General features: G+C 67.4%; 13 protein-coding genes. 9 read left to right on the forward strand and 4 right to left on the reverse strand.

The annotated features are described in order from the left end of the window. Nucleotides 1-36: 36 nt before the first annotated feature. Together ACFWBU_RS08420 and ACFWBU_RS08425 are read right to left on the reverse strand one after the other, a co-directional pair. Nucleotides 37-516, reverse strand: a complete 480-nt coding sequence (locus tag ACFWBU_RS08420; protein WP_378528011.1) for an SRPBCC family protein — start codon at nucleotides 514-516, stop codon at nucleotides 37-39. 26 nt (nucleotides 517-542) lie between these two features. Next, nucleotides 543-860 carry a helix-turn-helix transcriptional regulator gene (locus ACFWBU_RS08425; RefSeq protein ID WP_169619629.1) on the reverse strand — a complete coding sequence of 106 codons (318 nt, stop codon included), beginning with the start codon at nucleotides 858-860 and terminating at the stop codon, nucleotides 543-545. Nucleotides 861-1,058: 198 nt separating this feature from the next. On the opposite strand from ACFWBU_RS08425, the gene ggt reads away from it, so the two are divergent. From ggt to ACFWBU_RS08445, 4 genes are all read left to right on the forward strand, one after another. After that, nucleotides 1,059-3,032, forward strand: a complete 1,974-nt coding sequence (gene ggt, locus ACFWBU_RS08430) for a gamma-glutamyltransferase (RefSeq protein ID WP_378528012.1) — start codon at nucleotides 1,059-1,061, stop codon at nucleotides 3,030-3,032. Nucleotides 3,033-3,137: 105 nt separating this feature from the next. Then, nucleotides 3,138-4,064 carry an ABC transporter ATP-binding protein gene (locus ACFWBU_RS08435; RefSeq protein WP_378528013.1) on the forward strand — a complete coding sequence of 309 codons (927 nt, stop codon included), beginning with the start codon at nucleotides 3,138-3,140 and terminating at the stop codon, nucleotides 4,062-4,064. Continuing rightward, nucleotides 4,061-4,822 carry an ABC transporter permease gene (locus ACFWBU_RS08440; protein WP_169651238.1) on the forward strand — a complete coding sequence of 254 codons (762 nt, stop codon included), beginning with the start codon at nucleotides 4,061-4,063 and terminating at the stop codon, nucleotides 4,820-4,822. Before ACFWBU_RS08435 ends, ACFWBU_RS08440 begins: the two co-directional genes overlap by 4 nt. Nucleotides 4,823-4,977: 155 nt before the next feature. Continuing rightward, nucleotides 4,978-5,817, forward strand: coding sequence for an alpha/beta fold hydrolase (locus tag ACFWBU_RS08445; protein WP_378528014.1), 840 nt, complete (start codon nucleotides 4,978-4,980; stop codon nucleotides 5,815-5,817). Nucleotides 5,818-5,869: 52 nt separating this feature from the next. Here ACFWBU_RS08445 and mftM read toward each other — a convergent pair whose 3' ends face one another. Next, nucleotides 5,870-6,679 carry a mycofactocin oligosaccharide methyltransferase MftM gene (mftM, locus tag ACFWBU_RS08450; protein ID WP_378528015.1) on the reverse strand — a complete coding sequence of 270 codons (810 nt, stop codon included), beginning with the start codon at nucleotides 6,677-6,679 and terminating at the stop codon, nucleotides 5,870-5,872. Nucleotides 6,680-6,685: 6 nt separating this feature from the next. Then, nucleotides 6,686-7,309: a mycofactocin system transcriptional regulator gene (gene mftR / locus ACFWBU_RS08455; RefSeq protein WP_378528016.1), complete on the reverse strand. Its 624-nt coding sequence runs from the start codon at nucleotides 7,307-7,309 to the stop codon at nucleotides 6,686-6,688. Between the two features lie 121 nt (nucleotides 7,310-7,430). On the opposite strand from mftR, the gene mftA reads away from it, so the two are divergent. From mftA to ACFWBU_RS08480, 5 genes are read left to right on the forward strand one after another with little or no spacing between them, the layout of a single operon-like run. After that, nucleotides 7,431-7,526, forward strand: coding sequence for a mycofactocin precursor MftA (gene mftA / locus ACFWBU_RS08460; protein ID WP_068159438.1), 96 nt, complete (start codon nucleotides 7,431-7,433; stop codon nucleotides 7,524-7,526). A 2-nt stretch (nucleotides 7,527-7,528) separates the two neighbouring features. Next, nucleotides 7,529-7,828, forward strand: coding sequence for a mycofactocin biosynthesis chaperone MftB (mftB, locus tag ACFWBU_RS08465; RefSeq protein ID WP_296550397.1), 300 nt, complete (start codon nucleotides 7,529-7,531; stop codon nucleotides 7,826-7,828). Between the two features lie 25 nt (nucleotides 7,829-7,853). Next, a complete protein-coding gene (mftC, locus tag ACFWBU_RS08470; RefSeq protein ID WP_378528017.1) occupies nucleotides 7,854-9,098 on the forward strand; it encodes a mycofactocin radical SAM maturase in 1,245 nt (414 codons plus the stop codon). A 22-nt stretch (nucleotides 9,099-9,120) separates the two neighbouring features. Beyond that, a complete protein-coding gene (gene mftD, locus ACFWBU_RS08475) occupies nucleotides 9,121-10,332 on the forward strand; it encodes a pre-mycofactocin synthase MftD (RefSeq protein WP_169651235.1) in 1,212 nt (403 codons plus the stop codon). A gap of 11 nt (nucleotides 10,333-10,343) precedes the next feature. Continuing rightward, the gene (locus tag ACFWBU_RS08480) at nucleotides 10,344-12,248 is read left to right on the forward strand and encodes a mycofactocin system FadH/OYE family oxidoreductase 1 (protein ID WP_378528018.1); all 1,905 of its coding nucleotides are present in this window, start codon (nucleotides 10,344-10,346) and stop codon (nucleotides 12,246-12,248) included. Nucleotides 12,249-12,271: the final 23 nt, after the last annotated feature.

A 12,271-nucleotide genomic window follows, 5' to 3' on the forward strand; every position in this document is an offset into this window, starting at 1 on the left:
GCGCCCGTGTCGAGTGCGGCCGCTTCCGGGTGAGGATCAGGCGGTGGCCTTCGAGAGAAGCTCCTCGATCCGTTCGTAACAGTCGACCATGCCTTCCTCCCATCCCGAGGAGGCCATACCGTCGCGTGCCTCGAGGCTGGGATACACAGCGTGGCCGCTGAGCTTGCTGCGGCCGTCGCCGAGGTCCTCGAAGGTCATGAACTCGATGCTCACGACATCGCGGAATTGATCGAATTCGAAGGTCTGGATGGCGAATTCGTTCTCCCGCACGGTGTGGAACACGCCGGAGAAGGTGTACGAACCGCTGTCGTCGCTGTGCGTGTACCGGTACGAACCACCGCTACGGAAGTCGTAGTGGTCCAGGTCAATGGACACCCCGCGCGGCCCCAGCCACTGAGCGACGAGAGCCGGATCCTGATGTGCTCGGAAGATTTCGGAGACGGGATAGTCGAACTCGCGCTCGTAATCGATGAACGGAACGCCGTCCGGGACGTTGACGTGCAGTGGGTTGCTCATGTCGATGCCTCTCGCAGGGAGCGGGATCACCCCGGTGGGGGGTCTGTGGTGTCGGCCGTGTCCCCGGCCAGCACAGAGTCGAGGCTGCGGAACTGCTGTTCCTTGGTCAACCGATACCGGTCGATCCAGGAAGTCAGCGCCTCCAACTGTGCGGGATTCAGGTGAACGGGGCGGCGCTGGGCATCGCGGGTGCGCGTGACGAGCCCGGCTTGCTCGAGTACCTGAATGTGCTTCGAGATCGCCTGGGTGGTGATCGCGAAGGGTTCCGCGAGTTCGTTGACAGTGGCGGGACCCCGGCTGAGCCGGGCGACGATGCGTCGGCGGATCGGATCGGAAAGGGCCATGAATGCCCGGTCGAGTAGTTCGTCGTCCGCGTCGGCAACGTTCACCTGCCACCATCCTTATTCAACCTTTCGGTTGAATACACCATCCTCCGCAGGGAACAGCCCTGTCAAGACCCTTCCGGGCAGACTCCCGGTGCCGACAAGATGGATGTCGCGTTTGCCCGGTGAATCCCGCGACCCCCGGCTACCGTCGTCAAGATGATCTCGGTGGGGAGAAATCGGTCGGGAATACGTGCCGCTGTGGCTGCGACGGCGGCACTCGTACTCGTGGGCGGATGTGCGTCGAGCACGGACGGTGATTCGGAGAACACCGCCGCGCCCGGGGCGGTGTGTGGAGCGACGCCCAACGGCACGCCGTTGACCGGTGGAGCGCCGCCGGAGACCGGGGGTGGCGACATTTCCACCAACCCGGAAATCGCCACCGGCTACCGCAGCGACATGACCGCTGTGAGTACCGAATCGTTCGCGGTCTCCACCGCCAACCCGGTCTCCACCGAGGTGGCGTGCGAGGTCCTCCGCGACGGCGGGACGGCGGCCGATGCGCTCGTCGCGGCACAGATGGTGCTCGGACTCGTCGAACCGCAGTCGTCCGGTATCGGCGGCGGAGCGTTCCTGATGTACTACGACGCCGAATCCGGTGCGGTGCAGGCGTTCGACGGGAGGGAAACCGCCCCGAGTGCGGCCGACGAGAACTATCTTCGCTGGATCAGCGACACCGACCGCACCGAGCCCAAACCCGACGCTCGCGCGAGCGGACGGTCGATCGGCGTACCCGGTGTCCTGCGCATGCTCGAGTCGGTGCATGCCGAGTACGGAGACCGGGAGTGGCGGAGTCTGTTCGCTCCCGCCATCGATCTGGCCGACAGAGGCGTGACCGTCAGCGACCGGATGGCGCAATCCATTGCCGATTCCGCCCAGCAACTCGCGGTCGACGACGAGGCTCGCGCGTACTTCCTCGAGCCGGACGGCAGCCCCAAGGCCGTAGGCTCGACGCTGACCAATCCGGCAATGGCGAAGACCCTCGGCGCAATTGCCACCGACGGCGCCGACGCGTTCTATACCGGTGGCATCGCACAGTCGATCGTCGAGGCGACCGGAAGTACATCCGGTGGGCGAACACCGGGAATGCTCACGCTCGACGACCTCGCCTCGTACGAGGCGAAGGAGCGCACGCCGCTGTGCACGCCCTACCGTGACCACGAGATTTGCGGGATGCCGAACCCGTCGTCCGGCGGCACCGCCGTCGCGGCCACTCTGGGCATCCTGGAGAACTTCGACCTCGCCGCACTGGGACCGTCCGAGGTCGACGCGAACGGGGGAGTGCCGAATGCCGAAGCGGTGCACCTGATTTCCGAGGCCGAGCGTCTCGCGTACGCCGACCGCGACAAGTACGTCGCGGATTCGGACTTCGTTCCGCTGCCCGGGGGATCGCTCGACACCTTGGTCGACCCCGAGTACCTCTCTCAGCGGGCGGCACTGATCGACCCGGGCAAGAGCATGGGCACCGCGCAGCCGGGCGATTTCGGACCGGTACCGCTCGGGGTGCCGCCGCAGAGTCCCGAGCACGGCACCAGCCACATCTCGGTCGCCGACAGTTACGGCAACGTGGCCGCCATGACGACGACCATCGAATCGGCGTTCGGGTCGTTCCACATGGTCGACGGCTTTCTCCTCAACAACCAGCTCACCGACTTCTCGGCGGAACCCACGGGCAAGGACGGGTTGCCGGCCGCCAATCGGGTCGAGCCGGGAAAGCGTCCGCGCAGTTCGATGGCGCCGACGCTGGTGTTCGACAGGACATCCGACGGCCGACGAGGCGACCTGCAGATGGTTGTGGGGTCGCCCGGTGGATCGGTGATCATCCAGTTCGTCGTCAAAACGCTGGTCGGGATGCTGGACTGGGGGCTCGACCCGCAGCAAGCGATCTCGGCCGTGTCGTTCGGCGCGGCAAACACCCCGGCCACCGGCGTCGGGGGTGAACATCCCGCCGTCGACGCGTCCGACGACGGCGCGAAGGACCCGCTCGTGCAACAGCTTCGGGACAAGGGGCACGAGGTCTCCGTCGCGCCGCAGTCGAGCGGGTTGAGCGCGCTGCAGCGCGAAGAGACGGGTTGGATCGGAGGAGCCGATCCTCGGCGCGAGGGGGCGGTGATGGGCGATCCGGCACCGTGACTGCGCTCGTCCACCAGGAGCGAGCCCCGAGAACATGACATCCGTCGTCTCGGACTCGTGAGAGCGGGTATGTCGCTCGGGCCCGGTTGCGTGCACACTTCGACCATGGAACACACAGGTGCCCCGGCACTCGAACTGCGCGACGTCGTCAAGACCTTCCGTGCGCGGGGAGGGGAGGAGGCGCATGCGGTGTCGGGCCTCGACCTCACCGTCCGGCGCGGTGAGGTCATGGCTCTGCTCGGACCCAACGGCGCAGGGAAGACGACGACGCTCGACATGGTTCTCGGGCTGACGACTCCGACCTCGGGATCGGTTGCCGTGTTCGGTGCACCTCCGCGGCAGGCCGTCCGCGAAGGCCGGGTCTCCGCCGTCCTGCAGACCGGCGGACTGCTACGCGATCTCACGGTGCGTGAAACCGTGCGCATCATCGCTTCGACTTTCGACACCCACCGCGACATCGACGACGTTCTCGACAGCGCCGGGCTCTCGGCACTCTCCCGCCGGATGGTGTCGAAGTGCTCGGGCGGAGAACAACAGCGGCTTCGTTTCGCACTCGCGCTGCTCCCGGACCCCGACCTGCTCGTTCTCGACGAACCGACCGCGGGAATGGATGTGGCCGCCCGCCGCGAGTTCTGGGCCACCATGCATGCCGAGGCCGACCGGGGCCGCACGATCGTGTTCGCAACCCACTATCTCGAAGAAGCGGACGCCTTCGCCGGTCGGATCGTCATGATGGCCGGAGGGCGGGTCGTGGCCGACGGGCCCACTGCCGAGATACGGGCTCGGGCCACCGGAAGGCTGGTCTCCGCAGAACTACCACCGGAGTCCCGAGACGACGCGCAGGCGGTCCTCGCGTCGACCCCGGGTGTCGCCGACATCTCCTGGGTCGGACCGAGAATCGAGGTCCGGACAACGGATTCCGATTCGGTGGCCCGTATTCTCCTCGTACGCTTCGATGCCCGCGACCTCGACATCGTCAGTGGTTCGCTCGAAACCGCCTTCCTCGCGCTGACACAGAAAGCAACGGCATGAACACCACTTTCGTCGGGCTGGAATTGCGGAGGACCTTCCGCGACTACGTCAATGTCTTCTTCATCGCGGTGCTGCCCGCGTTCTTCTACCTGATCTTCGGTGCGTCCCAGTCGTTCGCGACCGAGTCGGCCGGCAACGGCAACGTGGCGATGTACATCATGATTTCGATGGCTGCGTACGGCGCGGTGACCGCTACCACCGGCGTGGGCGGCACGGCAGCGGTCGAGCGGATGCAGGGCTGGGGCAGACAGTTGGGGCTGACCCCGCTCACCGACGCCTCGTATGTGGCGATGAAAGCAACGGTGGCCCTCGTGGTCGCGGCCATTCCGATCGGGCTGATCTTCGTCCTCGGAGTCTTCACCGGTGCGTCCGGCGACTCGAGTGCGTGGATCCTCAGCGCGGTGGCCGTGCTCGTGGGTGCCGCAGTGTTTTCCGTCTACGGTTTGGTCTTCGGTCTGGCTTTCCGATCGGAAGCCGCCGTCGGCGCTGCCGGCGGCAGCCTGGTAATCCTCGCGTTCCTCGGCAACATCTTCATTCCGCTGTCGGGCACGCTGCTCACCATCGCCAAGTTCACTCCGCTCTACGGCTATGTGTCGCTGGCGCGCTACCCCGTGACCGAAGGTGTGCTGATCGACCGCAGCGGAAACCCGCTGCCGTCCGAGCCGCTGTGGGTTCCGATCCTGAACCTGTCGGTGTGGGCGGTGATCTTCGTAGCGCTCGCGACCTGGCTGGTGCAGCGCGGACGTGGCCGGCAGTGACGGAATACGTCGAGGCGGTACGCCGAGTACGGCAGACCGGCGCGAAACCGGCCGTCGGGCGCCACCCGGACCCGCGCCACGGTTGACACCCTTCGGTCCTCGCCGCCACGCTGGAGCCAACGCTCCGGAGTGTTCACCCACCGAAAGGTGCGTCCATGCCCACCGTCGATCTCGCTGCAGGGCCGATTCACTACGTCGAACACGGTGACGGACCGGCCGTGGTCTTCTTGCACGGCCTGCTCATGAACCACACGGTGTGGGACGAGGTGATCGACCGGTTACCCGCCGGGTTCCGTTATGTGCGACCGGATCTACCGCTCGGTGCGCACCCCGAACCGATGCGTCCCGACGCGGATCTGAGCTTGCGCGGTCTGAACCGGATCGTGGCGGACTTTCTCGACGCGCTCGACCTGAACGACGTCACGCTGGTGCACAGTGATTGGGGCGGGGCTCTGTTCCTCACCGCGTACGGACTGGACGACCGCCTCGGCCGTCTGATCCTGCTGCCGTGCGAGGCCTTCGACAACTTCCCGCCGGGCCTGCCGGGCAAGATGGCGGTCCTCGCCGCGCGTATCCCGGGTGGCCTGGCACTCGCGCTGCGGCAACTCCGGGTTTCGTGGCTGCGCAACACGCCGCCGTTGCTCGGCTGGATGGCCCGCACGCCCCTGCCCGACGACCTCGTCCGTACCTGGACCGAACCCGGATTCCGCAGCAAGGACATACGCCGTGATCTGCGCAAGTACGTCGCGACCCGCTTCACCGCAAGCGAACTCGTCGCCGATACCGAAGCGCTGCAGCATTTCACCGGTCCGGCGCTGGTGCTGTGGTCGTCGGCCGGCAAGGTCATGCCGCGCAGCCACGGGCGACGGCTCGCAAATCTGCTGCCGAACGGGACACTCGTGGAGGTCGACGACGCCTATGTGCTGTCGATGCTCGACCGGCCCGAGACGATCGCACAGGCGATGACGACGTTTCTCGTCGCGGAGCGCTCGTAAGTCACACGAGATCGACAGTCACACGAGATCGACAGTCACACGAGATCGACAGTCACACGAGATCGACGATCAGCCACCCGCCGTGGTGTTCGAACACCTCGTACCGAAAACCTGTCGTGCGTCCGAGCGCGTCGAGCGACGCGAGATCGAATGTCCGGATGTGCCCGTGACACGCGGTTGCCTCGTCCTCGAACGGCACCGCGACCACCACGCGTGCACGCGCGATGCGCAGCGCTTCGGCGAGAACGGCGGCTCCCGTCTCGTGGTCGACGTGCTCGAGCAGGTGGATCGCCGTGACGGTGTCCGCGCTGTCGTCGGGAACGGGCACTCCGGCCGCGTTGCAGACGAGGGTGTCCACAGCCAGGCCCAAACGGGGTGCGACCGCGTCGAGCAGTCGCATCGTGCCGGGGAGGATGTCGGTGGCGACCACGTCGAAGCCTGCTCCTGCGAGCCGCAACGGCAGGAACCCGAAGCACGACCCGAGGTCGAGTACGCGGCCTCGTGCCAACGTGGCGGCCTTGTCGTGGATCGGAGCGAACTCTGCTGTGCCGTCGAGCAGTTCGTTCAACGAGTTGCGGTAATAGGTGACCCACGACTCGAGAGCTCCGGGGACCGTCGAGCGGACGAGTCCGACCATCGTCAACTCGAACTCGTCCTGCCCGAACTCGGCGTCCTGCACGGATGCGGTCACGTCGGCGACCAGCCGTTCACTGAGCAGGTCGGGGGTGAGCGAATGCGTGACGCGCAAACCGTCGGTGGTGCGGTGCAACCGGAGCGGACCGGACGGCACCCGCTCGACGGTGACGTGGTCGTGGGTCCAGCGGCCCGGTGGGCACGGTGCGAGGGAATCCAGCACAGCCATTGTCTGTCAACCTCTTTCGAGTGTGCGATTGCTCGGGCCGAGTCCTTCGGCGAGTGTGAGCATTCCTGCTCCCAGCAGGTCGTGCAGGTCCGAGTCCGCGTCGGTGAGCCACTGCTCGTACGACGCGACGGCGACCCCGAGCACGAGGTACGCGACGGTCCTCGGAATGTGGTCGTCGGGGCGGGCACCGGTGTGGCGCGCGACGAACTCGGCGATCGCCGCTCGCCACCCCTGGTACATCACGGACGAGTACCCCTGGAGGGCGGGAGTGCGCAGGATCAGTTCCATCCGGGCGCGGTGCCGCTCGTTCTCGGATGCGGGAAAGGTGTTGAAGTCGAGCAGGGCGGAGGTGAGCGCGGCCGCGAGCGACTCGCCGGGTGGTACCTCTGCGAGCCGTCGCCGCATCTGTTCGAGCTGGCTGTCGAAGTCACCCCACGCGACCGCATTCTTCGAGGGGAAGTACCGGAAGAAGGTGCGCCGCGCGATGCCTGCCGCCTCGGCGATGTCGTCGACGCTGGTCTCGTCGAAGCCGCGGGTGCGGAAGAGTTCGATGCCGACCGCGGCGAGCGATTCTCTGGTGGTGGAGGGGCGCCGGCCGGTCCGGGTGGACGGCTCTCGGCGGTCAGGCATATTTCCCTCGATTCATGGATGACATTCTGCACTCGATGCCATTACAGTGGTGAACCGAGTCACAACGCTAGCCCTGTTGTGACCTGGACTCCACATGTGGAGTGAAACTCGAGGAGGAATCATGTCCGATCGTGACAACGCGGTAATCGAGTCCGAGTTGATCGAGGAGTCCCTCGTGGAAGAGGTCTCGATCGACGGCATGTGCGGCGTCTACTGATCATGTCCGCTCCCGGAGCCACCGCCGTGGCCACCACACAGTTCGATCCGGGCGCCACGTGGAGGCTCCACCCGCAGGTAGCGCTTCGCCCCGAACCTTTCGGGGCGTTGCTCTACCACTTCGGCACTCGCAAATTGTCGTTCCTGAAGAACACCGTCATCGTCGACGTCGTCAGGTCCCTCGACGACCACGCGTCGGTGCGGGAGGCCTTGCGCGCCCATGGAATCGACGAGAGCGCCGAGCGGCCCTATGTGCGTGCCCTCGGGACCCTGGCCGACTCGCACATGATCGTCCCCGCCTGACGCCCCGACCCAGCAAGGACCCGCTATGACGTCTCTGCTCGAACCTCCCGTCACCACCGCGCCTCCGAAAGTCGGTCGTCTCGTCGACCAGTTCGAGAAGGGCCTCGACGCGCCGATCTGCCTGACGTGGGAACTGACCTACGCCTGCAACCTCTCGTGTGTGCACTGCCTGTCCTCGTCGGGCAAGCGCGACCCCCGTGAGCTGTCCACGGAACAGTGCAAGGCCATCATCGACGAACTGCAACGCATGCAGGTGTTCTACGTCAACATCGGTGGCGGCGAGCCGACCGTGCGCTCGGATTTCTGGGAACTCGTCGACTACGCCACCGACCATCAGGTGGGTGTGAAGTTCTCGACCAACGGCGTGCGCATCGACAAGAAGGTCGCGGCGCGGTTGGCAGCGTCCGACTACGTGGACGTGCAGATCTCCCTCGACGGCGCCACGGCCGAGGTCAACGACGCCGTACGCGGCCCCGGTTCCTTCGCCATGGCCGTCCGCGCTCTCGAGAATCTGTCCGAGGCAGGCTTCCGCGACGCGAAGATCTCCGTCGTGGTCACCCGCCACAACGTCGACCAGCTCGACGAATTCAAGGCCCTCGCAGACCGTTACGACGCGACCCTCCGCATCACCCGCCTGCGTCCGTCGGGCCGCGCCGTCGATGTCTGGGACGACCTGCACCCCACGCACGACCAGCAGCGTCAGCTCTACGACTGGCTCGTCGCACACGGCGAAGGCGTACTCACCGGCGACTCGTTCTTCCACCTGTCCGCCTTCGGCGGCGACAGCGGGGCCGGTGCCCTGCCCGGTCTGAATCTCTGTGGCGCCGGGCGCGTCGTGTGCCTGATCGACCCGGTCGGTGACGTGTACGCGTGCCCGTTCGCGATCCACGAGAACTTCCACGCCGGGAACATCCTCACCGACGGCGGTTTCGCCGAGGTGTGGAAGAACTCCGACCTGTTCCGGGAACTGCGCGAACCGCAGTCCGCCGGCGCGTGCGCCTCGTGCAACTTCTACGACTCGTGCCGCGGCGGCTGCATGGCGGCGAAGTTCTTCACCGGCCTTCCGATGGACGGTCCCGACCCGGAATGTGTTCAGGGATACGGTCAGTCGGCCCTCGAGGCCGAACGGACGGTGCCGCAGTCGAGCGTGGACCACTCGCGTACCGGCAAGCGGGCCGAGCGTCGTACCCCGGCAGCACCGGTGCCACTCACGCTGCTCGCCAAGCCGCCCGCCAAATTCTGCGACGAGAACCCTCTCGCAGGCCTGTAGATCTCGAGGAGAGAAGTTCACGATGGCCAAGTTCTCGTGGCTGAAGAATCCCTGGAAGCAGAGCGACTGGTTCGAAACGGTCGCCGTGGCGCAGGAGCGTGCACGCAAGCGGCTGCCGAAGTCGGTGTACGGAGCGCTCGTCGCCGGGTCCGAAGCCGGCATCACCGTCGACGACAATCTCGCGGCGTTCCGCGAACTCGGTTTCGCCCCGCACGTCGCAGGACTGTCGGAGAAGCGCGACATGGGCACCAGGGTCATGGGACAGGACGTGGCCATGCCCGTCCTCATCTCGCCGACCGGCGTCCAGGCCGTCCACCCGGACGGAGAGGTAGCCGTCGCCCGCGCGGCCGCCGCACGGGGAATCGCGATGGGTCTCAGCTCGTTCGCGAGTAAATCCATCGAGGATGTGGCCGCGGCCAACGACAAGACCTTCTTCCAGATGTACTGGGTCGGCAGCCGCGACGTGCTCGTCCAGCGCATGGAACGCGCCCGCGCGGCCGGTGCCAAGGGTCTCATCATGACCCTGGACTGGTCCTTCTCCAACGGCCGTGACTGGGGGAGTCCCGCTATCCCCGAGCGGATGAGCCTCGACGCGATGGTGAAGTTCGCACCCGAGGGCATCATCCGGCCCAAGTGGCTTCTGGACTGGGCCCGCACCGGCGGCGTCCCGGACCTCACCACCCCGAATCTCACCCCGCCCGGCGGGGACACGCCGACGTTCTTCGGCGCGTACGGCGAGTGGATGAGCACCCCGCTGCCCACCTGGGAAGACGTGGCGTGGCTGCGTGAACAGTGGGGCGACGCCCCGTTCATGCTCAAGGGCGTCATGCGCGTCGACGACGCCAAGCGCGCCGTCGACGCCGGCGTCACGGCGATCTCGGTGTCGAACCACGGCGGCAACAACCTCGACGGCACCCCGGCCCCCATCCGCGCGCTCCCGGCTATCGCGGAGGCGGTCGGCAACGACATCGAGGTGCTGCTCGACGGTGGCATCCGGCGCGGCAGCGACGTCGTCAAGGCCGTTGCGCTCGGCGCCGACGCCGTCATGATCGGCCGCGCCTACCTGTGGGGTCTCGCGGCCAACGGCCAGGCGGGTGTCGAGAACGTCCTCGACATCCTCGGCGGCGGAATAGGTTCCGCCCTCTTGGGCCTCGGCCGTGATTCGATCCACGATCTCACACCCGGTGACGTCGTCGTCCCGCCCGGATTCCGTCGCGATCTGGGAGTCGAGTAGCTCCTACCGGTATGAGCTTTGCCCTCACCGATCCGATCACCCTCGCCGGCCGCACTGCGCCGTCGAGGGTGATCTTCGGTCCGCACGAGACCAATCTCGCTGCGGGACGGAGATTCTCGAGGCGACACCGCGCGTACTACGAGCGTCGGGCCCGCGGCGGTGCGGGCGTCGTGATCACCGAAGTGGCGTCGGTTCTCGCCGGCGACCGTCCCTACGAACGGGCCCCTCTCGCAGCCGAATCAGGGGAAGGCTGGGCGGATATCGTCTCGGCGTGCCGGCCGCACGGCGCACTCGTCCTGGCCGGACTCGGGCACTGCGGACTCCAGGGCTCCAGCGCCTGGACCCGAGCGCCGCTGTGGGCCCCGTCGCGCGTACCCGACCCCGCGACCCGTGAACTCCCCGCAGAGATGACTCCCGGCGACATCGAATCCGTGATCACCGGATTCCGTGCTGCGGCGGCCGTCGCGGTCGATGCCGACGCCGACGGCGTCGAACTCGATGCCGGACCGACCGCCCTGCTCCGGCAGTTCCTGTCCGCCCTGACGAACCACCGCACCGACCGATACGGCTCCGACCGGACACGCCTCCTCCGGGAGGTGATCGCCGCCGTGCGCGCCGAACTCGGACCCGGCCGGGTCGTGGCGCTGCGCCTGAGTTGCGACGAGAACGCCCCGTGGGCCGGCCTCACACCGGACGTCGCCGCCGGCTACGCGCGGGAAGTCGCACCGTCGCTCGACTTGCTCACCGTCGTCCGTGGGGGCTTGTTCACGCCGGAAACGTACCGGCCCGACGCGCACACGCCGGCGGACTTCAACCGAGACCTGTGCAACCAGGTCCGCGCGGCCGTCGCGGGCACCGTGCCGGTGGTGTTGCAGGGCAGCGTCGTCCATCCTTCGTCCGCCCAGGAAGCTCTCGATCTGGGGGTGTGCGATGCGGTGGAGATGACCCGTGCGCAGATCGCCGACCCCGACCTCGTCGACTCGATCCGCGACCACCGCGATCCGCGGCCGTGTGTGCGCTGCAACCAGGCGTGCCTCGTGCGCGACTTCCGCAATCCGGAAGTCGGATGTATCGCCAACCCGGAGGCGGGTCAGGAAGATCGTCCGGCCGCCCCTGCGGCGACCGCGGCGCGTGACGTGCTCGTCGTCGGCGGGGGGCCTGCCGGGCTGGAAGCGGCACGCGGTCTCGCGGGACGTGGCCACCGTGTGACCGTCGCCGAGCGCACCGATCGCGTCGGAGGGATGCTGCACACCGCGGCACGCGGCACGGGTGCTCCCGACTTCGGACTGCTTGCACAGTGGCTCGAGGACCGCTGCCGGGACCTCGGTGTCGTCGTCCGCACCGGCGTCACCGTCACCTCGGACGACCTCGACGCCGCGATGGGGGCCGGCACCACGGTGGTGCTGGCCACCGGCAGCCGCCCCCGCCCACCCGGATTCCCGGTCCACCGGGGTGGCCGCTACGTCACGGCCGCGTATGCCCTCGACCACCCGGACACGGTCCCCGATCATGTCGTCGTCTGGGATCCCGCAGGCGGCCGGCTCGGTGTCGCTGTCGCGGAGCACCTCGTCGCGCCGGGGCGCGCGGTCCACTACGCCACGCCGGACCCCATACCGGGATCGAGGCTGGCGCCCACCGGCGATCTGGTCGCGGCGAACGTCCGGTTGCAGCGTGCGGGCGTGCGGCGGCACCTCGGCGTCGGGGTGCGCGCGGTCGACTCGTCGGGGGTGCGTCTCGTCCATCGAGTAACCGAATCGGAGGTCACCGTGCGTGCGGCCGCACTCGTGGACTGCTCAGTGGGACTACCGGATGACAGATCGCGCCGTCCGGGGCTGGATGAGATCGGTGACTGCATCGCTCCTCGGACGGTGCGGGACGCGATCCGGGAGGGGCACCGTCTCGCCTCGGAACTGTAACCTGTTGCATAGACCGATCTGGA

This window comes from Rhodococcus sp. NPDC060084 (genome assembly GCF_042730335.1).
Lineage (GTDB): Bacteria > Actinomycetota > Actinomycetes > Mycobacteriales > Mycobacteriaceae > Rhodococcus.